This is a genomic window from Pseudomonas sp. BE134 (assembly GCF_031456105.1).
GTDB lineage: Bacteria > Pseudomonadota > Gammaproteobacteria > Pseudomonadales > Pseudomonadaceae > Aquipseudomonas.
On the sequence record NZ_JAVDUA010000011.1, the window covers coordinates 35,847 to 57,274 of the forward strand.

The 21,428-nt window shown below is 57.9% G+C and carries 15 protein-coding genes; 7 read left to right on the top strand and 8 right to left on the bottom strand.

The genetic code is table 11. The annotated features are described in order from the left end of the window. Positions 1-12 precede the first annotated feature (12 nt). Positions 13-3,195: an efflux RND transporter permease subunit gene (locus J2Y56_RS11330; RefSeq protein WP_310350175.1), complete on the top strand. Its 3,183-nt coding sequence runs from the start codon at positions 13-15 to the stop codon at positions 3,193-3,195. Next, on the top strand, positions 3,192-4,613 hold the full coding sequence (locus J2Y56_RS11335) for a TolC family protein (RefSeq protein WP_310350177.1): 1,422 nt from the start codon (positions 3,192-3,194) through the stop codon (positions 4,611-4,613). The genes J2Y56_RS11330 and J2Y56_RS11335 overlap by 4 nt, the downstream gene beginning before the upstream one ends. A gap of 207 nt (positions 4,614-4,820) precedes the next feature. On the opposite strand, the gene J2Y56_RS11340 is transcribed toward J2Y56_RS11335, so the two are convergent. Genes J2Y56_RS11340 through J2Y56_RS11350 form a run of 3 tightly spaced genes read right to left on the bottom strand, consistent with a single transcriptional unit; the run spans position 4,821 to position 8,116 of the window. Next, the gene (locus J2Y56_RS11340; RefSeq protein ID WP_007949275.1) at positions 4,821-5,786 is read right to left on the bottom strand and encodes an HlyD family secretion protein; all 966 of its coding nucleotides are present in this window, start codon (positions 5,784-5,786) and stop codon (positions 4,821-4,823) included. A 4-nt stretch (positions 5,787-5,790) separates the two neighbouring features. Beyond that, on the bottom strand, positions 5,791-5,991 hold the full coding sequence (locus J2Y56_RS11345; RefSeq protein WP_007949274.1) for a DUF1656 domain-containing protein: 201 nt from the start codon (positions 5,989-5,991) through the stop codon (positions 5,791-5,793). Then, positions 5,981-8,116, bottom strand: a complete 2,136-nt coding sequence (locus J2Y56_RS11350; protein ID WP_310334507.1) for an FUSC family protein — start codon at positions 8,114-8,116, stop codon at positions 5,981-5,983. Before J2Y56_RS11350 ends, J2Y56_RS11345 begins: the two co-directional genes overlap by 11 nt. Before the next feature lie 184 nt (positions 8,117-8,300). Here J2Y56_RS11350 and J2Y56_RS11355 point away from each other — a divergent pair, with 184 nt between their 5' ends. The 3 genes from J2Y56_RS11355 to J2Y56_RS11365 all read left to right on the top strand — a co-directional run bounded on the left by J2Y56_RS11355 (position 8,301) and on the right by J2Y56_RS11365 (position 12,752). Next, positions 8,301-9,356, top strand: a complete 1,056-nt coding sequence (locus J2Y56_RS11355; protein WP_310350179.1) for a tetratricopeptide repeat protein — start codon at positions 8,301-8,303, stop codon at positions 9,354-9,356. Positions 9,357-9,582: 226 nt separating this feature from the next. Continuing rightward, positions 9,583-11,085 (top strand): ATPase domain-containing protein, encoded by a 1,503-nt coding sequence (locus J2Y56_RS11360; protein WP_007949271.1) that lies wholly within the window; start codon positions 9,583-9,585, stop codon positions 11,083-11,085. A gap of 14 nt (positions 11,086-11,099) precedes the next feature. Further along, positions 11,100-12,752 (top strand): ATP-binding protein, encoded by a 1,653-nt coding sequence (locus tag J2Y56_RS11365; RefSeq protein WP_405046852.1) that lies wholly within the window; start codon positions 11,100-11,102, stop codon positions 12,750-12,752. A 30-nt stretch (positions 12,753-12,782) separates the two neighbouring features. Here J2Y56_RS11365 and J2Y56_RS11370 read toward each other — a convergent pair whose 3' ends face one another. From J2Y56_RS11370 to J2Y56_RS11390, 5 genes are all read right to left on the bottom strand, one after another. Beyond that, positions 12,783-13,160, bottom strand: a complete 378-nt coding sequence (locus J2Y56_RS11370; RefSeq protein WP_007949268.1) for a response regulator — start codon at positions 13,158-13,160, stop codon at positions 12,783-12,785. A gap of 77 nt (positions 13,161-13,237) precedes the next feature. Then, complete coding sequence (locus J2Y56_RS11375) at positions 13,238-14,419, bottom strand: hybrid sensor histidine kinase/response regulator (protein ID WP_007949267.1); 1,182 nt, start codon at positions 14,417-14,419, stop codon at positions 13,238-13,240. Then, positions 14,413-15,006, bottom strand: coding sequence for a chemotaxis protein CheB (locus J2Y56_RS11380; protein WP_007949266.1), 594 nt, complete (start codon positions 15,004-15,006; stop codon positions 14,413-14,415). The genes J2Y56_RS11375 and J2Y56_RS11380 overlap by 7 nt, the downstream gene beginning before the upstream one ends. Then, positions 15,003-15,836 (bottom strand): protein-glutamate O-methyltransferase CheR, encoded by an 834-nt coding sequence (locus J2Y56_RS11385; protein WP_033049786.1) that lies wholly within the window; start codon positions 15,834-15,836, stop codon positions 15,003-15,005. The genes J2Y56_RS11380 and J2Y56_RS11385 overlap by 4 nt, the downstream gene beginning before the upstream one ends. Further along, positions 15,836-19,327 carry a response regulator gene (locus tag J2Y56_RS11390; protein ID WP_007949264.1) on the bottom strand — a complete coding sequence of 1,164 codons (3,492 nt, stop codon included), beginning with the start codon at positions 19,325-19,327 and terminating at the stop codon, positions 15,836-15,838. The genes J2Y56_RS11385 and J2Y56_RS11390 overlap by 1 nt, the downstream gene beginning before the upstream one ends. 262 nt (positions 19,328-19,589) lie before the next feature. On the opposite strand from J2Y56_RS11390, the gene J2Y56_RS11395 reads away from it, so the two are divergent. Together J2Y56_RS11395 and J2Y56_RS11400 are read left to right on the top strand one after the other, a co-directional pair. Beyond that, complete coding sequence (locus tag J2Y56_RS11395) at positions 19,590-19,958, top strand: response regulator (protein WP_310350182.1); 369 nt, start codon at positions 19,590-19,592, stop codon at positions 19,956-19,958. Between the two features lie 48 nt (positions 19,959-20,006). After that, positions 20,007-21,308, top strand: a complete 1,302-nt coding sequence (locus tag J2Y56_RS11400; RefSeq protein ID WP_310350184.1) for a glycosyltransferase — start codon at positions 20,007-20,009, stop codon at positions 21,306-21,308. Positions 21,309-21,428 lie beyond the last annotated feature (120 nt).

Consider the following 21,428-nt stretch of genomic DNA (forward strand, 5'->3'; position numbering starts at 1 on the left):
ATAACGACTTCGATGAATTTTTCCCAATTCTTCATTTCACGGCCGATCTTTGCAGCGGTGCTGTCGCTGCTGATCCTGATTGCCGGCGCGATCTCGCTGTTCCAGTTGCCGATCAGCGAATACCCGGAAGTCGTGCCGCCGACCGTTGTGGTCCGCGCCAACTTCCCGGGTGCCAACCCTAAAGTCATCGGTGAAACCGTGGCCGCTCCGTTGGAGCAAGCCATCACCGGCGTCGAGAACATGCTGTACATGTCCTCGCAGTCTACCGCTGACGGCAAGATCACCCTGACCATCACCTTCGCGCTGGGCACCGACCTGGACAACGCACAGGTGCAGGTGCAGAACCGCGTGACCCGCACCGAGCCCAAGCTTCCAGAAGAAGTGACGCGCATCGGGATCACCGTCGACAAGGCTTCGCCCGACCTGACCATGGTCGTGCACTTGACCTCGCCGGACAAACGCTACGACATGCTGTACCTGTCCAACTACGCCCTGCTCAACATCAAGGATGAGCTGGCGCGCCTGGGCGGTGTCGGTGACGTGCAATTGTTCGGCATGGGCGATTACTCGCTGCGGGTGTGGCTCGATCCGAACAAGACCGCTTCACGCAACCTGACCGCCACCGATGTGGTGAGCGCGATTCGTGAGCAAAACCGTCAAGTGGCTGCCGGTGCACTGGGCGCGCCGCCTGCGCCAAATGCCACCGCGTTCCAGCTGTCGGTCAACACCCAGGGTCGTCTGGTTTCTGAAGAAGAGTTCGAGAACATCATCATTCGCTCCGGCGATAACGGTGAAATCACACGCCTCAAAGACATTGCCCGCGTCGAACTGGGTTCCAGCCAATACGCCCTGCGTTCCCTGCTCAATAACCAACCGGCGGTGGCGATCCCGATCTTCCAGCGTCCTGGCTCTAACGCCATCGAAATCTCCAATGAAGTGCGCGGCAAGATGGCCGAGCTGAAGAAGAACTTCCCTGAAGGCATGGACTTCAGCATCGTCTATGACCCGACGATCTTCGTGCGCGGCTCCATCGAGGCAGTGGTTCACACGCTTTTTGAAGCACTGATTCTCGTGGTGCTGGTGGTGATCCTGTTCCTGCAAACCTGGCGTGCCTCGATCATTCCGTTGGTAGCGGTGCCGGTTTCGCTGATCGGTACGTTTGCGGTGATGCACCTGTTCGGTTTCTCGCTGAACGCCTTGTCACTGTTTGGCCTGGTACTCGCCATCGGTATCGTGGTGGATGACGCCATCGTGGTGGTGGAGAACGTCGAGCGAAATATTGGACTGGGGCTGACGCCGGTCGAAGCGACCAAGCGGGCCATGCGTGAAGTGACCGGCCCGATCATCGCCACAGCGCTGGTGCTGTGTGCGGTGTTTATCCCGGCGGCGTTCATTTCGGGTCTGACTGGCCAGTTCTACAAGCAATTTGCGTTGACCATTGCCATCTCGACAGTGATCTCGGCGTTCAACTCGCTGACCCTGTCGCCGGCACTGGCTGCCGTATTGCTGAAAAGCCATGACGCACCGAAAGACCGTTTCTCCAAGGTCCTCGACAAGATTTTCGGTGGCTGGTTGTTCCGTCCGTTCAACCGCTTCTTTGACAAGGCCAGCCATGGTTATGTCGGCACCGTGGGCCGGGTTATCCGCAGCAGCGGGATCGCCTTGCTGCTGTACGCAGGCCTGATGGTGCTGACCTTCTTCGGTTTTTCCAATACCCCGACCGGTTTCGTCCCCGGCCAGGACAAGCAATACCTGGTGGCCTTCGCTCAATTGCCGGATGCGGCGAGCCTGGACCGTACCGAAGACGTGATCAAACGCATGTCCGACCTGGCGCTGAAACAGCCAGGCGTGGAAAGTGCGGTGGCCTTCCCCGGCCTGTCGATCAACGGCTTCACCAACAGTCCTAACGCCGGCATCGTGTTCGTGACGTTGAAACCGTTCGACGAGCGCAAAGACCCGAGCATGTCCGCCGGTGCAATTGCCGGCGCCCTGAACGGTCAGTTCGCCGGGATTCAAGAAGCCTACATGGCGATCTTCCCGCCGCCGCCAGTACAAGGTCTGGGCACCATTGGTGGTTTCCGCCTGCAAATCGAAGACCGGGGCAACCTGGGTTACGACGAGCTGTACAAAGAAACCATGAACATCATCAACAAAAGTCACAACGTGCCGGAACTGGCCGGCCTGTTCACCAGCTACACCGTGAACGTGCCACAGGTCGATGCCGCCATCGACCGGGAAAAAGCCAAGACCCACGGCGTGGCCGTCAGTGACATCTTCGACACCCTGCAGATCTACCTGGGTTCGCTGTATGCCAACGACTTCAACCGCTTCGGTCGTACCTACCAGGTCAACGTTCAGGCTGAACAACAGTTCCGTCTTGAACCGGACCAGATCGGTCAGCTGAAAGTGCGCAACAACAAAGGCGAAATGATCCCGCTGGCGACCTTCATCAAGGTCAGTGACACCTCGGGGCCGGACCGCGTGATGCACTACAACGGCTTTATCACGGCTGAAATCAACGGTGCGGCAGCGCCGGGCTACAGCTCTGGCCAGGCCGAAAAAGCCATCGAGAAACTGCTCAAGGAAGAACTCCCGAACGGCATGACCTACGAATGGACGGACCTGACCTACCAACAGATTCTGTCCGGCAACACCGCCCTGTTCGTGTTCCCGCTCTGCGTATTGCTGGCGTTCCTGGTACTCGCGGCCCAGTACGAAAGCTGGAGCCTGCCACTGGCGGTGATCCTGATCGTACCGATGACCTTGCTGTCGGCCATTACCGGTGTGATTGCTTCGGGGGGTGACAACAACATCTTCACCCAGATCGGCTTGATCGTACTGGTGGGACTGGCCTGTAAGAACGCGATTCTGATCGTCGAGTTTGCCAAGGACAAACAGCAGGACGAAGGCATGAGCCCGCTGGCTGCGGTCCTCGAAGCGTGCCGCCTGCGACTGCGCCCGATCCTGATGACCTCCTTCGCGTTCATCATGGGTGTTGTGCCACTGGTGTTCTCCAGCGGTGCCGGTGCCGAGATGCGTCACGCCATGGGTGTGGCGGTGTTCTCCGGGATGCTCGGGGTGACCTTCTTCGGTCTGTTGCTGACACCGGTGTTCTACGTATTGATTCGCAACTTTGTCGAGCGCGCAGAGGCGCGCAAAGCCGCCAAGGCCCTCAAACTGGAGTCGCAGCAATGAGTTTGAAAGCGTTCCTGCCGAGCTTGCTGGTACTAGCCCTAAGTGCCTGTGCCGTCGGCCCGGACTACAAGACCCCAGCGACTGCACCGGCCCACATCACGGCGGCTACCGATGGCGCTGCCGGTCAGAAAAACTTCGACCGCTCGCACTTCGAGGGCATCTGGTGGCAGCAATTCGAGGACCCGACCCTTAACCAGCTGGTGACTCGATCGCTGCAAGGCAACCGTGATTTGCGTGTGGCCTTCGCGCGCTGGAAAGCTGCTCGGGCGATCCGTGATGACGTCAGCAACGACGCCATGCCGACCATCACCAGCCGGGTCAGCGGTGATTTTGGCGATGGGCAAGTCCCGGGGCAGACTACCGACAAGGTCAATAGCGAACGCTACGACCTTGGCCTGGACATGGCGTGGGAAATAGACTTGTTTGGCCGCATCCAGCGCAACCTGGAATCAGCCAACGCTGAACAGCAGGCACTCGAGGCGGACTTGTACCAACTGCAAGTCAGCATGATTGCCGAACTGGTGGATTCCTACGGTCAACTCCGTGGTGCGCAACTGCGTGAAAAAATCGCCTTGGCCAACCTGAGCAACCAGCAGGAATCGCGCAAAATCACCATCAGTCTGCGTGATGCCGGCGTCGGCGATCAGTTGGATGTCGAGCGTGCCGATGCACGTCTGGCGTCCGTCGAAGCCAGCGTGCCGCAATTGCAGGCCGAGCAGGTACGGCAGAAAAACCGCATCGCGACCCTGTTGGGTGAGCGCCCGGAGAAACTGACCGTCGATCTGAGTCCCAAGAACTTGCCGGCAATCGCTAAAGCGCTGCCGATTGGCGATCCGGGTGAACTGCTGCAACGTCGCCCGGACATTCTCAGCGCCGAACGCAAACTGGCGTCTGCCACCGCCCGTATCGGCGTGGCCACGGCTGATTTGTTCCCTCGGGTCAGCCTCAGCGGCTTCCTGGGTTTCACCGCCGGTCGCGGTTCGCAAATCGGTTCCTCGGCGGCCAACGCTTGGGCACTGAGCCCCGCCATCACTTGGGCGGCGTTTGACCTGGGCAGCGTCAAGGCCCGTATACGCGCTGCCGATGCGGATGCCGAAGGCGCACTCGCGACTTACGAGCAGCAAGTGCTGTTGGCGCTCGAGGAATCGGAAAACGCGTTCAGCGACTACGGCAAACGGCAGCAACGGTTGATCTCACTGATTCGTCAGAGCGAATCGAGCCGCGCCGCCGCCAACCTGGCCGAAGTTCGTTACCGCGAAGGCACGGCGGACTTCCTCGTCCTGCTCGACGCTCAACGTGAGCGACTGGCCGCCGAAGATACCCAGGCCCAGGCCGAAACCGAACTGTATAGCGGCATTGTCGCAATTTACAAAGCTCTGGGCGGTGGCTGGCAACCCGAGACAGTCGCCAGCAAGTAAGCTTCTTAAAGAGCTCCTTTGGTTGGTCGCAACCAGCCAATTTTTTAGCCCTGCGCCTCATTCGGTCGCGGGGCTTTTTTTTCGTCTGCTGATTCTCCAACCGACTGCAATCCCCTGTGGGAGCGAGCCTGCTCGCGATAGCGATATACCATTCAGCATTGATGTTGGCTGACACACCGCTATCGCGAGCAGGCTCGCCCACAGGGGTTAGTGGGTTGTCCTGTCATTGCTGTTTTCCAGAACAGTCACCGTCGCCGTTGTCCCCGCGCGCAGGATGTTGTTGCTGACGTAGTCGGCGTCAATCTGAATCCGTACAGGCACCCGTTGCGCCAGTTTGACCCAGGTATAGCTGGGGTTGATGCTGGCCAGCAAGCGCCCACCGGGCAGGTTTTCGCGGTCGGCAATAGCAACAGCGATGCTTTGCACGGTGCCACCGAAGGCTTCGCCGCTCATCAATTCGATGTTGACCCGGTCGCCCTCTGCGATGCGGGGCAACTTGGTCTCTTCAAAGTAGCCGCTGACATAAAACGACTGGCTGTCCACCAGTGCCAACAAAGGGCCACCGACAGTGGCATAGTCGCCCTGACGGGTCAGCAGGTTGGTGACATACCCGGTAACGGGAGACTCGACCCGAGTGCGTTGCAAGTTGAGTTCAGACTGGGTCAATGCCGCGATGGCCAGGTCCACATTGGCCTGGGCCAATATCAGATTGGCCTGGTTACGCAGCAGATCGGCTTCAGCCACGGTCACCTCCGTGTTGGCTTTTTCCCACTCTTCACCCGAGATCGCCGAGCGCTCCTTAAGCGTACGCCTGCGGTGCTCTTCGCTCCTTCGCTGTCTAAGCAGTGATTCGCTGGCGGCAATCGCCGCCTGGGATTGCCCCAGCGAAGCTTTCGCCACTTCCACTGAACGTTTGGAGTGTTCCACTGCCAGGGTGTAACGAGCCGGGTCGATTTCCAGCAATAGCTGACCTTTCTCAACATGCTGGTTGTCTCGAACGCCGAGCCTGACGATACGTCCCGAAACGTCGGCAGATAACGTCACCACATCAGCGCGCACCCGCGCATCCCGCGTCCAGGGGGCTCGGGTGTAATGTTCCCAGGCAAACCAGCCAAGAACCAAGGCCAGTACTACAACGCCCAGTGTGACGAGTCGGGGAAGGATGTTCTTCAAGGCATCAGGCTCCCATTACCAGAATCAAAGTTGCGCACACGCAGGCATACAGCGCGCCCTCGAATAACGCTTCATGCCAGACAAAACGCAGCACGCCGAGGCGGCGCAAGCCCCAGTCCAGCGCCAGAAAAATCGGCAGCGCCAATAGCAGTGCTTGTGCGATTGGCGGCAGGTACACGCCACCCAGTTCAAAATCAATGGGCAAGGGCCGGCACTCCCGCGACGTCTACAGGTTGGAAAAACTCGCGGTAGCGCTGTATGAACGACTCCACGATCAGCAACGCTACGCGCATCCGGAACACCGACCACAGATGTTCGTGAACCTCCAGATGCAGATCGTCCAGCTCATCGCCCAAGGCGTGCAAATCCCCCAGCAGCTGGTTGAGGTCTGCCCCGGGTCGCCCGGCAACCCATCTTCCACAGTCCCGGACCGTCGCCATTAACCGGCGTTGTTGCTCTGAACTCAAGAGCGCGTTGCCCTGGCCCTGCTGCCTGAGCTGGTTCAACGCAACGCCCAAGGCCATGCACCCGAGGCTGACCTGAAACAATTCGCCGGAGGATTTGTCGCTGGTCGCCGGCAACAAGCCCAACATCATGGTCAGTCGATCGACCATGCGGCTTTCAAAGGCAAATTGCTGTTCGTCGGTGGCTGGCGCCTTCATCAAGGCACGGACCTGCTCAGCGTTTTCCTTGAACAGCCGGCGAATCCGCAAAACGGGCCTGAACGGGAAGATCAAGGCGAAGACGCTCAATGCCAGCACCGTTGCGCTGACATAGGCGCCGGCGAACTCGAACCACTGCATCGCACTGTTCTGGCCGATACCGACGTTTTGCGGCCCCAACAATAGAAAGGTCGACAACCCAAGACCGATGCCCGTACCGGTGGTCGCCGGCGTGGCGAGCCCTACCGCGACCGCGTACAGCAACGGCGCCAACAGCAATGCCATCAGCTCGAAATTACTGATCATTGGCATCAGCATGAATTGGTAAAGCGCCGACACCAGCAACGCCAGGCCCAGGCCCCTTGCATAGCTTTGCGCAGCCAGTAGCGGTCTCGGAAAAGTCGCCATCAGCGAACAGAGAATCCCGACCAGAACCATTCCGCCGCGCGCGCCATCCCAGCCTGTCTCGATCCAGATCAGACCCGCAACCACAAACGCGGTAAAAGCCCGAATGGCGTTCATCGCGGCCAGGGTGAAATCCAGATGCAGCGGATTCTCCTGTCCCCGAAAGACGCTGCTGGCCTGACGCCCTTCCTGAATCGCGTCGCTCAATTCCAGAATCTGCTCCAGTTGCTGTAATAAACGCGCTTGCTCCCAGCGCAGGGCCCAGGCCAGCGAACGCAGTGTGGCTGGCATGGCTTCGGTCAGCTGTTCAGCCTTGTACGCCTGATCATCGAAACGCTGTTGCAATGTCGCAAAATGCTGACGCGCATCGGCCGATAGCGAGCGGCCCTTTTGCGCCAGCTCATCGAGAAACGTCAGCTCTTCGTCGCGCAAACGCTGTATTTCCACAGGTAAATCACCTTTCCAGCGCTCGGTCAGCAGTTCCCGCTGATGGCGCAGCGCCATCAACCGCGATGTCAGCAACACCAATTGGTTTCCCAGCAACTGGACCAGGCTATTGGCACTGCGTAATCGAGGCGCATCAAAGTAAAGATGCCGGCGCAATCCTTCCAGGGCGCTGATTTCACCTAGCAGTTGCATTTGCCTGCGTTGAAAATCGGCATCGCTTTCTTCCGTGCGTATGACGGCGCCGGCGTGTGTCGCCAGTAACTTGATCACTTGATCAATCTTGGTGAAGTAGCTTCGGGCCACGGCTTCCGGACGCGCCGTCAGCAGGCTGACAACGCAGACGCATGCCACCGCCAGAAGCGTCTCGGTCAGGCGCGTAACGGCCAGCAGGAAAGTGCCGTCTTGATCAGGCACGGCCAACAACGCCACCACCACCGCCGTGTAGCCGCTGAGCACGAACGCCTGGGAACTGGTGTAGCGCAACAACGTCCCACCAGCGGTGCACAGGGCCAGCCACAGGGCCAGGGTGACGATGAACGGCAGCGGCGCCTGGGGAAAGATCGCCATGATCACCACCGCCGCGGCAGCCCCCAGGGTGGTGCCGATGACCTGGCCGAAACTGCGGGCCAGTGCCATGCCAGCCAATGGCTGACTGACGATAACCACCGCCATGATTGACCACTTGGGTTGATCGAGGTCGAACAGGAACGCCAGGTACAGCGTCAGCAATCCGGCCACAATGGTTCTAAAGGCAAACAGCAGCACCCCTTGCCCGGGATTGAGTATGGCTTTGAAGTATTGAAGCAGCGGTTGCATGGGAACACTCTTGGAGTCAACTCTAGCAAGCGTAGTCACTGCTTCAAGGCCTCGACAGGTTTCAATGTCGACGCAACCTGTAGGCAAAATCCACGACATTGAGCCATGTCAGGGTTTGACTCACAGCCCGGGCTGACCGAAGCTGACGACCTTTGCAAAAGCTTGCCAGCTCCTGGATTCCTGCATGCCCCAGTCCCGCCGCTACTTGCTCGTCAGTCTCTGTGTACTGGTTGCCATCACTATCGTCTGGCTATTGCTGCGCAGCACAACGCCTGAAGTGCCCGAAGCCATCAAGCGCGGTTACAGCGAAGCGTTGACTCAGGCGCGTGCCGGTCAACCGGGGGCTGCACGGGTGCTTTACCAGCAAATGGGCCGCCCTGATCTCTCGACCAAGCGGCGAATCTGGCTGCATGCGGAGTTGCCCAATTACCCAAGCCCGCAGGCCCTGAAACTGGCGAGCGCGGACCTGCAGCATCCCAATGAAGACGTGCGGATCGCCGCGATTAAAAGCATTAGTGGTCTGGTCTCCTCGGGGCAACGCAGCCTCTTGATTGGCCCAATGCTCGATGACGACGTAGAAAAGGTACGATTTGCCGCCGTCAACGCACTGCTAGGGCTGTCGCCGGATGATCTGGGATTGTATTTCGGGCCTTTGGAGCAAGCCATCGATGCTTGGGAACTGGCCCTTAAAAGTCAACCGCCCAGCGCCCAAAACCAATACCAGTTGGCGCGCCTGCACCTGCACAATGCCGAATTGAAAGAGGCGCAGGAGGCGCTTGAGCGCACATTACAGCTGGACCCAGGCAATCTGCCGGCCCTGGTGATGCAAATTGATGTCCTCGACCGGCAAGGCCAGAGCGATGCCGCGCGCCAATTGCTGGCGAAACAGTTGAAAACGCAGCCCGACTCGGCCTATCTGCAACATGCCTTGGGGCTTTGGTTGTTACACCACGGGCAAAGTGAATTTGCCTTGCTCGGTCTTTCCAAAGCCGTGGAACTGGAGCCAGACAACAAGGACTATCGCTACGACCTGGCGACCACCTTGCACCTTGAGCAAGAACTGGAAGCTGCGCAAAAGCAATTACAGGAGATCGTCCAGCGCCACCCGGCCGACCGCAAGGCGCGGGTGCTGCTGATCAACTACTGGAAGGAAAGCGGACAGCTACAGAACGTGCAGATTCTGCTGGCGCAGCTGGAACAGCTCAACCCGGATGACCCCGCCTTGCAGCAAGGTTTGTAACACCACCCTCTGTAGCAGCCGCCGAAGGCTGCGTCCTTGTGCGTAGCAACCTCCCACCGTCCGACAACGAGCGCTACGCACTCGAACGCAGCCTTCGGCAGTTGCTACACGTCAGGTCAGCAAAAAGGTTGAACCGTCATCACCGCCAGAGGTCAAGTGAACAGGCAGTCCCTACAGGCCCCTCAAGCCTGCAGCCTCACTTCCCCTAGTCATGAGAGGGCATTTTTTGTCTACATCAAACGAGTTGTTCAGTGCAAAAGCCGCCACCGGCATCGAAGGTCTGGATGACATCCTGGCCGGTGGATTGTCCCGTGGACACGTTTTTTTGCTGGAGGGCGAACCCGGAACCGGCAAAACCACCGTCGCGTTGCATTTTCTGTTGGCTGGCGCCCGCGCTGGCGAACGCTCGTTGTACATCACGCTGTCAGAAACAGAGCGTGAGCTGCGTCAAGGCGCACTGTCCCACGGCTGGGAGCTGGATGAGAACATCCACATCTTCGAGTTGACCCCTCCGGAAAGCCTGCTCAATGCCGAGCATCAGCAAAGCCTGTTGTACTCCTCGGACCTTGAGCTGGGCGAAGCCACCAAGCAGATTTTCGAAGTGGTCGAGCGGGTCAAACCCACTCGCGTGGTACTCGACAGCCTCTCTGAAATCCGCCTCCTGGCCCAGAGCTCACTGCGTTATCGTCGGCAGATTCTGGCCATCAAACACTACTTTGTGCGTTACGACGCCACCGTGCTGTTGCTGGATGACCTGACCACCGAATCCCTGGATAAAACCGTACACAGCGTCGCGCACGGCGTGATTCGCCTTGAAGAACTGACGCCCAACTATGGCGCCGAACGTCGTCGCATCCGCGTGGTGAAGTACCGCGGCCAGAAATACCGCGGCGGTTATCATGACTTCACCATCATGGGCGACGGCGTGCATGTGTTCCCGCGCCTGGTGGCTGCCGAACACCGTGGCGGCTATGTCCGCCAACAGTTGACCAGCAGCATCAACGAAATGGACGCCCTGCTCGGCGGCGGTATCGAAACGGGTTCCAGCACGTTGATCCTCGGTCCGGCCGGTACCGGTAAATCGCTGATCTCGATGATATTCGCCGCTGCCGCCGTGGCGCGTGGTGAAAAAGCCGCGCTGTTCATCTTCGATGAAGAACTGGGGCTGTTGTTTGAGCGCATGAAGAACATGGGCATCGACCTGCAGGCGCTGCAAGACACCGGCAACCTGCTGATCGAACAAGTGGACGCCGCCGAACTGTCCCCCGGCGAGTTCTCCCACCGGGTGCGTCGTTGTGTCGATGAGCGTGAAATCAAAACCGTGGTGATCGACAGCATCAACGGTTATCAGGCCGCGATGCCCGAGGAGAACGCACTGGTGCTGCATATGCACGAGTTGCTGCTGTACCTCAACCGGCGAGGCGCTGCGACGTTCATGACGGTCGCCCAACACGGGCTGGTCGGTGACATGCAGGCGCCGGTCGACATTACCTATCTGGCTGACACAGTGATTCTGTTGCGCTACTTCGAAGCCGTGGGCAAGGTTCGCCGGGCAATCTCGATCATCAAGAAGCGCACCGGCAGCCATGAATCGACCATCCGCGAATACCGCATCGGCAGCCGGGGCATGACGATTGGTGAACCACTGGATGCATTCCAGGGCGTATTACGTGGCGTGCCAACGTATCTGGGCGCGAGCCAGCCGCTGCTTCAGGACGATATCCGGTGAGTATCATTGAGGCGATGTCCGAGCGCGCGATCATTCTCGCGCCGCTGGGACGCGACAGCCAGATTGCGCTGATGATGCTCAATGAAGCGGGTTTCGAAGGCATTGTGGCCCGCGATCTGTCGACGTTGTGCAGCGAGCTGGTGCATGGTGCCGGATTGCTGGTGATCGCTTCGGAAGCGCTGATCGGTTGTGCTCTCGACCCTCTTCTGCATCTGATCGAGCAACAACCGGCGTGGTCCGACCTGCCGATCGTACTGCTGACCCATCATGGAGGTCCCGAGCAGAACCCGGCTTCGCGACTCGGACCGCAGCTGGGTAATGTGACCTTCCTTGAGCGCCCGTTTCATCCGGTGACCTTGATCAGCCTCGTCACCACCGCACTGCGCGGACGGCGACGACAATATGAGGCCCGGGACCGGTTGATCGATTTGAGCCAAAGTGAGCTCCGTCTGCAAAATACCCTGGAAACCCTCGAACAACAGGTCGAGGAGCGCACCGCGCAACTGAGGCACAACGAAGAAGCCCTGAGGCAGTCGCAGAAAATGGAAGCGGTGGGCCAACTTACCGGCGGTATCGCCCATGACTTCAACAACATGCTGACCGGCATTATCGGCAGCCTGGAGCTGCTGCGCCGGCGCTTGGCTCGCGGCCGCACCGAGGACCTGGACGGGTTGATTGATCTGGGCGTGACTTCGGCGAACCGCGCAGCGGGCCTGACCCATCGTCTATTGGCGTTCTCGCGGCGCCAATCGCTGGATTCCAAACCGGTGGAGATGAACACGCTGGTGGTGTCCATGGGCGAACTGCTGCAACGCAGCATCAACGAAAGTATTCAGCTGGACATGCAGTTGAGTGACGATCTTTGGGTCGCCGAGGCTGATCCCAACCAACTGGAAAGCGCCCTGCTCAACCTTGTGCTTAACGCTCGCGATGCGATGCCCGAAGGCGGCACGCTGGTCGTCAACACCTCCAATCAGCAGCTGGATTCGGCATTCGTTGCGGACCACGGCAATTTGCTGCCTGGTGATTACGTCGTGCTGCGAGTGACCGACACCGGCTGTGGCATGGCCGAAAGCACGATCAACCGGGCCTTTGACCCCTTCTTTACAACCAAACCGATCGGCCAGGGCACTGGGTTGGGGTTGTCGATGATTTACGGCTTTAGCAAGCAGTCTCATGGTCACGTCACGATTGACAGCGAAGTGGGCCACGGCACATCGGTGAGTCTGTTTCTGCCGCGTTACAGCGGGGATCTGGCCGAGGAAAGCCTGAGCGACATCCAGCTTGCCCCACACGCTCTGGACGGTGAAACCGTACTGATTGTCGAAGACGACCCGGCGGTACGCGTACTGGTCAGCGCGGTATTGAGTGAATTGGGCTACGCCTTCGTTGAAGCGGGCGATGCTGACAGCGCGGTGCCGATTCTCGACTCCGACCAACGTATTGATCTGTTGATCAGTGATGTGGGATTGCCGGGAATGAATGGCCGGCAATTGGCGGAAATCGGTCGGCAGTATCGGCCTGACCTGAAGGTGTTGTTCATCACCGGCTATGCCGAACACGCGGCCGTTCGTGGAGGGTTTCTGGACCCCGGCATGCAAATGATCACCAAACCCTTCACCTTCGACCTGCTGACGGCCAAGGTGCGAGAGATGATCAGAATCTAAGCGCCCCCCCGACAACCGATTGCAACGAGCTCAGGACAGCATTTGCTGCATGAGCTCTTGCAGTTCATCCAGATCGAACGGCTTGGCCAGGATCGGCGCGGTTTTGGTGATGGGGCTGTCGGTCTCGCGGATTTCCTGCGGATAACCGCTGATAAAAATCACTTTGAGTTCCGGTCGCAGCTTCACCGCAGGCTCGGCGATCTGTACGCCGGAAATCCCGCCGGGCAAGCGAAAATCAGTGATCATCATGTCCAGGTGCGGTTTGCTCGCCAGTATTTCAAAGGCCTGCTCGCCGTTTTCGGCCTGCAGCACCCGGTAACCTTCACCCGACAAATAAGCGGACAACACCATCAGAATCGAGGGGTCATCCTCGACAATGAGTACTACATCTTGCGCATCTTCACTCATGGGAAGCCTTTGTTCGGTCAATAGCTGCTGATACGACCGTAGGGTCGATCAGAGGTTGCGTTTATCTGGCTGTTTTCCTACAGCGGCAGACAAACGCGAAATAAGGCGCCTTCGTTGATTTTGCTCTCGACGGCGATGGAACCGCCATGGGCGGCAACAATTTGTTCTGAAATAAACAGCCCCAAGCCCAGCCCCGCAACCACGGTTTTGGCTGAAACACGCTCGAACTGTTGAAAAATACGCTTCTGGTTTTCTTCGCTGATGCCGATCCCGCGATCCTGCACCTCAACCCGGGCCTGACCTTCATGTGCGTAAACCCGTACGTCTATCTGGCTCTTGCCACCATAACGCAAGGCGTTGGTCAGTAGATTTGAAATGACTTGCTCAATGCGGAATTCGTCCCAGTTGCCGACTACTGGGTGCTCAGCAACAAAGTGTGTGGAACACTCGGCGGTATCGACCTGGGGCGCAAAGTTTTGCAGCAGGTTGCTGACCAATTGCACCAGATCAAATCGGCTCGGCCGGATCGACAGCTTGCCGGTGCGGATGCGCGACACGTCCAGCATGTCTTCGATCAGGCGGATCAGGCTTTTGATCTGGCGCTCATCGCGGTCGACCATGGCGTGCATCTTGTCCAGCGTGAACGCCGAAGCGTTGTCCCGGGCCAGGTGCATCTTGCGCAACTGGGTTTCAAGGATCAGGCCATTGAGCGGCGTGCGCACTTCGTGGGCGACGATCGACATGAAGTCATCGCGCATACGCACCGCCTGCTCCAGTTCCAGCTGAGTGCGCTGCAACTGCTTGAGCAGCTCTTCTTGCTCGCGACGGCTCTGTTCCAGCGCTTCAACCTGCTGCTTCATCGCCTTGCTCTGGCGATACAGGTCCACGAACACGTTGACCTTGCTCTTGACCGCATGGATATCCAGCGGCTTGTGCAAGAAATCCACCGCCCCGCTTTCATAGCCTTTGAACGCGTAGTTCAACTCGCGACCGGCCGCACTGACAAACACGATCGGGATGTTTTTGGTTTTTTCCGTGCCGCGCATCAATTCGGCGAGTTCAAAGCCATTCATGCCCGGCATCTGTACATCGAGAATGGCCATGGCGAATTCGTGCTGCAACAACAGCGACAAGGCTTCATCGGCGGACAAGGCTTTGTAGACCATACGGTCTTCACGCTTGATCAGCGCTTCGAGCGCCAGCAGGTTCTCCGGCAGATCGTCGACGATCAGCAATTTGGCTTGAATGTTACTTAACATGCTATTCGTTCCAGCTCGACAAGCAGACGGCCGATGCCGCGGACAGTGAGAATATGGTCAGGCTGCTGAATATCCAGCGCTGCCTGGGGCATGGTCGCGACCTGCGCCTCAGTCGGGTCTTGCACAACCGTCAGGCCACCGCGACGTTTAACGTGCGAAAGGCCACGGGCCCCATCGCGATTGGCCCCGGTCAGCAGCACGGCGGCCAAGGCTGAACCGTAGGCATCGGCTGCGGATTCGAAGAGGTAATCGATGGCGGGACGCGAATGATGCACGCGATCTTCCAGGCTCAACGAGAAGCTGTGGTCCTGTTCCACCGACAAGTGATAACCGGGTGTGGCGAAATACAGCGTCCCCGCTTCGACCCGGGTTTTATCGGTCGCTTCCATTACAGGCATCGATACCCTGCGTGCAAACACCTCGGCCAACAGGCTGCGGCGCTCGTCAGGAAGGTGCAGCACCACAATGATCGGCAGTGTGAAGCCTTCACGCAGCGGGCCAAGAATCGTGAGCAACGCCTCGACTCCGCCGGCCGAAGCGCCGATCACGATAGCCTTTATTGAAGGAACATCTGCTGCGTCGCTCATGATTTTCGGTAGATCCGTTCTTGTTTGACCAGCGGCTCAAACCGGTTGCCAAAGGCGGAAAAATCCGGTGTTTCCTTGCTGCCCAGCACCAGGAACCCACGGTGACACAGGGACTCATGGAACAACCCGAACGCACGATCCTGAAGTTTTTTATTAAAATAAATCAATACATTACGGCACGAAATCAATTGAGTTTCTGAAAAGACACTGTCGGTCGCGAGGCTGTGATCGGCGAACGTCACGTTCTCACACAGGCTCTTGTCGAAAATAGCGTAACCATAAGCCGCGGTGTAGTAGTCGGCGAATGAACACTGGCCACCTGCCTGCTGATAGTTAGAAGTGTAGGCCCGGACATTTTCCATGGAGAAAATCCCCTGCTTGGCCTTTTCCAGTGAGTGTGGGTTGATGTCAGTGGCATAAATGATGGTGCGGTCGAGCAAGCCTTCTTCACGCAGCAGAATCGCCATCGAATAGACCTCTTCACCCGTGCTGCAACCGGCGATCCAGATCTTGATCGATGGATAGGTCTTGAGCAGAGGCACTACTTCCTTGCGGATCGCGAGGAAGTGCGAAGGGTCGCGAAACATTTCGCTGACCGGGATCGTCAACAGTTGCAGCAATTGCATGAAAGCGGTCGGGTCGTGCAGCACCTTTTCTTGCAGGGCCGAGATGGTGTTGCACTCGAATTGAACCAGCGCATGATTCACCCGGCGCTTGATTGAAGCGCCGGAATAATCGCGAAAGTCGTAGCTGTACTTGAGGTAAATGGCCTCAATCAACAAACGCAATTCGATTTCGCTATTTCGCTCCACTGAACAAATGCCTTCCACTAGATGCGTTCCATCTTCGGTAACCACACGCGAATCAGCGAGAACAGTCGGTCCAGGTCGATGGGCTTGGCCAGGTAATCGTTGGAGCCGGCTTGCAGACAGCGCTCCTGATCGTCCTTCATGGCCTTGGCCGTCACCGCAATGATCGGCAGCTTGCGCCAGCGCGGGTCCTTGCGGATCTCGATAGTGGCTTCGAAGCCATCCATCTCCGGCATCATCACGTCCATCAACACCAGATCGATGTCCTCGACTTCATTGAGTCTTTCAATCGCTTCACGACCGTTTCGGCCAATGACCACGACTGCACCCTTTTGCTCCAGCGCACTGGTGAGGGCGAAGATATTGCGAACATCGTCGTCCACCAGCAGCACCTTGCGACCCTCGAAGACCTTGTCGCGGCTGCGCGCGGTCTTGAGCATCCTCTGCCGTTCATGGGACAACTTCGATTCGACTTTGTGCAGAAAGAGTGTGACCTCATCCAGCAATCGCTCAGGCGAGCGAGCGCCCTTGATGATGATCGAACGCGAATACTTGCGCAGCTCGGCCTCTTCATCGCGAGTCAGGTTGCGTCCGGTGTAGACAATCACCGGCGGGAACGAGCAGATGTCTTCGGTGGACATGCGCTTGAGCAAGTCGTTGCCGAGCATGTCCGGCAGCTTCAGGTCGATGATCATGCAATCGAAAATCGTCGTGCGCAGCAGGTCCAGAGCGTCCTGAGCCAGGCCAACGGCCGTGATTTCGATGTCTTCGTCGCCAATCAGGCGGGCAATGCTGTCGCGCTGCAGGTCGTCGTCCTCCACCAGCAGCACCCGTTTGACCTTCTGGGTCAGCTTGGCTTCGAGGCGGGCGAACACGTCCTTGAGTTCTTCGCGGGTGGTTGGCTTGACCGCGTAACCGATGGCGCCCATGTGCATTGCGGCTTCAACCCGGTCTTCAACCGAAATCACGTGCACCGGAATGTGCCGGGTTTCGGCGTGTTCCTTCAGGCGCTGCAATACGGTCAGACCGGAGTGATCGGGCAGGCGCATGTCCAGCAAAATGGCGTCGGGAATAAACTCCTTGGCCAGGTCATAACCTTCGTCGGCACCGTGGGCGACCAGGCATTGATAGCCCAGTTCATGGGCGAGATCGTAGAGGATGTGCGCAAAGTTGGGCTCATCTTCCACCACCAGAATACAACGCGTCTTGAACGGCGCTTGAGCGCGGTCATCATTGAAGCGCGGAATATCCACCTCGGCAATCAGCGGCACCAGCGCTGCCGCTGCCACGCGGTGGGTGATTGCCATGGGGGACGCCTTCATCGGTTCGACAGGCGTGTCGCCCGGCTCGACATATTGCTGAGGCAAGACCAGGGTGAACACACTGCCCTGCCCCGGCTCACTGGTTACGCTGATCGAACCACCGAGCAGCGCGGCCAGGTCCCGGGAAATCGACAAGCCCAGACCGGTGCCGCCATAGCGCCGATTAGTGGTGCCATCGGCCTGGCGAAACGCTTCGAAAATACCGTCCTGCTGGTCCTCGGCAATACCGATACCGGAGTCGCGGATGATAAAGGCGACGCCGTTATTGGGCTGCGACGCCACGGCCAGGCTGACCGAGCCCCTCTCGGTGAACTTCACTGCGTTCGACAGCAGATTTTTGATCACTTGTTCCAGACGCTGGCGATCGGTGAAGAGCATCTTCGGCGAACCGGGTTGCGACTCGACATGAAACGCGAGGTTCTTGTCCGCCGCCATCGGTTCGAACATCCCGCGCAAACCGTCTACCAGACGCTCGACGCTGACGTTCTCGGGATGCATCTCCAGTTTGCCGGCCTCGACCTTGGAAATATCGAGGATGTCGTTGATCAGATTGAGCAAGTCATTACCGGCGGAATAGATCGACTCGGCGAATTTCACCTGCTCGGCCGTGAGGTTTTCCTGCGGGTTTTCAGCGAGCAATTTGGCCAGGATCAACGAACTGTTCAGCGGCGTGCGCAATTCGTGGGACATGTTGGCGAGAAACTCGGACTTGTACTTGCTGGAGCGCTGCAACTCCAGTGCGCGATCTTCAAGCTGCACCTGAGCCTGATTGAGCTCGGTGTTTTTCAGGTCCATGGCATCGCGTTGATCCGCCAGGATCTGCGCTTGCTCAGCGAGCTGCTCGTTGGTCTGTTCCAGTTCGACCTGCTGGGTTTCCAGGTGCGCCTGGGACTCCTTGAGAATTCGCGACTGTTCTTCCAGCTCTTCGTTGGCAGTCTTGAGCTCTTCTTGCTGCACTTGCAGTTCTTCATTGAGCTGCTGGGTTTCGCCCAACACTTCCTGCAACCGTTGGCGATAGCGAGCGGCCTCGATGGAAGTGCCGATGTTGCCGGCAATCAACTCCAGCAACTCGATGTCACGATCATTCAACGGCCGCAGGAAACCAAGTTCGATCACGCCGTTGATCCGCTCGTCATCACTGGTCGGCACCACGAGCACGCTATGCGGCAGGCCTTCGCCCAACCCGGAACTGACCTTGAAGTAATCGCGGGGAACGTCATCTAGACGGATCAGGCGAGCCTGGTTCGCGACCTGACCGACAATCCCTTCATCGCTGTAGATGTGCTGGTCACGTTCTTCCTGCTCACGGGAGAAACCGTAAGAAGCAATACGCTTGAGGCCGCCGTGCTCTTCGCGAACATAAATGGCGGCGACAGCGGTGCCCAGGTACTGCGCGCAAAACTGCAAAATGTTGCGGCCCAATACATTGAGGCTCAGTTGCCCCAACACTTGTTCGGCCAGCTCGGTCTGGCCATTGCGCAGCCAGGCCTGTTGTTCCAGACGCCGGGCGCTGACTTGTTGTGCCGCCAGGTTGGCACTGTAGACTTGCGAAAGATTGAGCAGGTCGCGACGGCCAATGTAGGCCAGCAAGGCGCTGATACTGGCGACGAACAGCAGGTACAGGCCGATGCTCCAGATCGTGGTTCGGCGCACTTCGTCGTTACGCGTGGCGCGCAACTGCTGCTCCATATCGATCACTTCTTCGAACTGCTTGCGAATTTCATCCGTCAGCCGCTTGCCGCGCCCGGTCTTTACCGCGGCGCGGTAATCCCCGCTGGTACGCTGCAAATCGATCATCGATTGCGCGTAGGTGGTCCAGTCCGTCTGCAAAGCTTGCAGACGACGCACACGATCGGTCTGCGCCGGGTTGTCAGCGGTGAGTTCCAGCAAAGTGTTAAGGGCGACCGTGATTCTGGGTTTGGCGGTTTCGTAGGGATCAAGAAAGCGTTCATCGCCGGTCAGCAGGTAACCGCGCATGCCGGTTTCCAGATCAACCGTCAGCTTGGAAGCTTCATTGGCGTTATTGATCACCCGGTCGGTGTGCTCGACCCACTGGATCACCGACAACAGATAAGTGATCAGCGAGACAAAAAACACCGCACTGATGACGCCGACCCCCAATGGCAGGCTGACGTTGCGGCTCAGGAGTTTGCGGAATCGTTGCTCATCAACCGAAGACGCAGTGGTCATGGGGAGGCCTTGTCGAACTGTTCAAAACGAAGGAGTTTGCCCCAAAAAAGGGGATGTGATCCAATTTTCTACCGCGTATCAAGGTAAATACCCGCATTTAGCTGCGCGGGCGCAAAGGGAGCGGTTATCCTTGCTGTTTCTTGTACCGTGATTCTTTTTTGCGCAGCGTTGGGAACTTGTCGGGATCCGCCACTTACTCATGCAAGAGGCCGGCGATTTTTAATGACCGGCACCCTGAATTCATTCTTTGAGAGCTCCCACTATGTCCGCCGACGCATCCATCATATTAGTAGTCGAAGACGATGCCATTGTGCGCATGCTGATCGTTGACGTGCTGGAGGAGCTGGAGTTCAAAGTACTTGAGGCGGATGGCAGCGAACAGGCGCTGGAATTTCTCAACGACGAAGACCAGTACATCGATTTGATGATGACCGATGTCGGCTTGCCCGTGATGGACGGACGAGAACTGGCCGTTCAGGCAAGGATGCTGCGCCCTGAACTGCCCATCCTGTTCGCCAGCGGTTACGCCGAAAGTATTGATGTGCCTGATGGCATGCACGTCATCGGCAAGCCGTTCTCCATTGACCAGTTGCGCGACAAGGTCAAATCCATGCTTGTCAGTCAGGCCTGAGTTCCTCGTATCACCCACTCCTCTACCCGCACCAAGGAATACCCGTTAATGAGTCAGCCCCACGCAACCAAAGTCCTGGTCATTGGTTACGTCTGGCCCGAGCCGCGCTCTTCAGCGGCTAGCGGGCATGTGATGCAAATTCTCGATACGTTCTTGCAACAAGGCTGGGACATTACCTTCAGCAGCCCGGCCGGCACCGGCGAACACCGGGCAGACCTGACGGCGCTGGGTATTCGTGAAGTGGCAATCGAGTTGAACAACAGTAGCTTCGACGTGTTTATCAGTGAACTGGCGCCGGATATCGTGCTGTTCGATCAGTTCATGATGGAAGAACAATTCGGCTGGCGCGTTGAAAAACACTGCCCAAACGCCTTGCGTGTGCTTGAGACGTCGGATTTGCAAAGCCTGCGCCATGCCCGGCATCAACGGCTTAAAGAGCGATTGAAAGACCGCGATGACGCCAATGACTTCAGCGAGTTGTTTGCCCCGGCCTTGCGTGAGGAGTTCGAATTGATGGCTGATACGGACTTGGCCAAACGCGAGATTGCCGCGCTGTACCGCTGCGATTTGAACCTGATGATCTCCGAAGTGGAAATCGAGTTGCTGGTCGAGCAGTTCAAACTGCCGCGCAACTTGCTGCACTGGTGTCCGCTGATGGTCGATCTGCCGAGTGCCCCGCCAACCGCGTTTGCAGACCGGGCGCATTTTTTGAGTATCGGCAACTTTCGTCATGCTCCGAATTGGGACGCGGTGCTTTGGATGAAAGCGGCAATCTGGCCGCTGATCCGCGAGCAACTGCCCACGGCGCAGTTGCATATCTACGGCGCTTACACACCACCCAAGGCCACTGCCCTGCACAACCCGTCGCAGGGCTTTCATGTGATGAACTGGGCTGAAGACGCCTTGCAAGTGATGTCGGCTGCACGGGTATGTCTGGCGCCGTTGCGGTTTGGGGCGGGAATCAAAGGCAAAATCGTCGACGCGATGATCTGTGGCACACCGAATATCACAACGCCGATTGGCGCAGAGGCCATGCATGGCGTAGAAGCTTGGCCGGGCGCGATAACCAGGACGGCCCAGGCGTTTGCCGATAACGCCGTACAACTCTATAAAGATGAAACCCGGTGGTTACAGGCACAAGCGTCCGGGTTTGAATTATTGAGCACTCGTTACCCGTCAGCTATTCACGGTCCAGCATTGATCGCCAAACTCAACGATTGTCGGCAGCAACTCTGCGCTATCCGACGAAACAACTTCATCGGCAGTATGCTGCGTCATCATCAGCATAAAAGCACTCAATATATGTCACAGTGGATTGAAGCCAAGAACAGACATAAAGAAGATGCCTGAGCCTTAATTAAACCCTCTAAACACTTACACTTTTTGATTCACGCCTTGTTTGGCTTTCACCTTGCATAAGGTTATAAGTATTAGCCTTCGCTCAGAACGTTACGAGCGATCAACCCCGCA

Coding starts and splice junctions, on each gene's coding strand:
- J2Y56_RS11330 (WP_310350175.1), top strand. CDS start 13: ATGAATTTTTCCCAATTCTTCATTTCACGGCCGATCTTTGCAGCGGTG.
- J2Y56_RS11335 (WP_310350177.1), top strand. CDS start 3,192: ATGAGTTTGAAAGCGTTCCTGCCGAGCTTGCTGGTACTAGCCCTAAGT.
- J2Y56_RS11350 (WP_310334507.1), bottom strand. CDS start 8,116: ATGCAACCGCTGCTTCAATACTTCAAAGCCATACTCAATCCCGGGCAA.
- J2Y56_RS11355 (WP_310350179.1), top strand. CDS start 8,301: ATGCCCCAGTCCCGCCGCTACTTGCTCGTCAGTCTCTGTGTACTGGTT.
- J2Y56_RS11365 (WP_405046852.1), top strand. CDS start 11,100: ATGTCCGAGCGCGCGATCATTCTCGCGCCGCTGGGACGCGACAGCCAG.
- J2Y56_RS11370 (WP_007949268.1), bottom strand. CDS start 13,160: ATGAGTGAAGATGCGCAAGATGTAGTACTCATTGTCGAGGATGACCCC.
- J2Y56_RS11375 (WP_007949267.1), bottom strand. CDS start 14,419: ATGTTAAGTAACATTCAAGCCAAATTGCTGATCGTCGACGATCTGCCG.
- J2Y56_RS11380 (WP_007949266.1), bottom strand. CDS start 15,006: ATGAGCGACGCAGCAGATGTTCCTTCAATAAAGGCTATCGTGATCGGC.
- J2Y56_RS11390 (WP_007949264.1), bottom strand. CDS start 19,327: ATGACCACTGCGTCTTCGGTTGATGAGCAACGATTCCGCAAACTCCTG.
- J2Y56_RS11395 (WP_310350182.1), top strand. CDS start 19,590: ATGTCCGCCGACGCATCCATCATATTAGTAGTCGAAGACGATGCCATT.
- J2Y56_RS11400 (WP_310350184.1), top strand. CDS start 20,007: ATGAGTCAGCCCCACGCAACCAAAGTCCTGGTCATTGGTTACGTCTGG.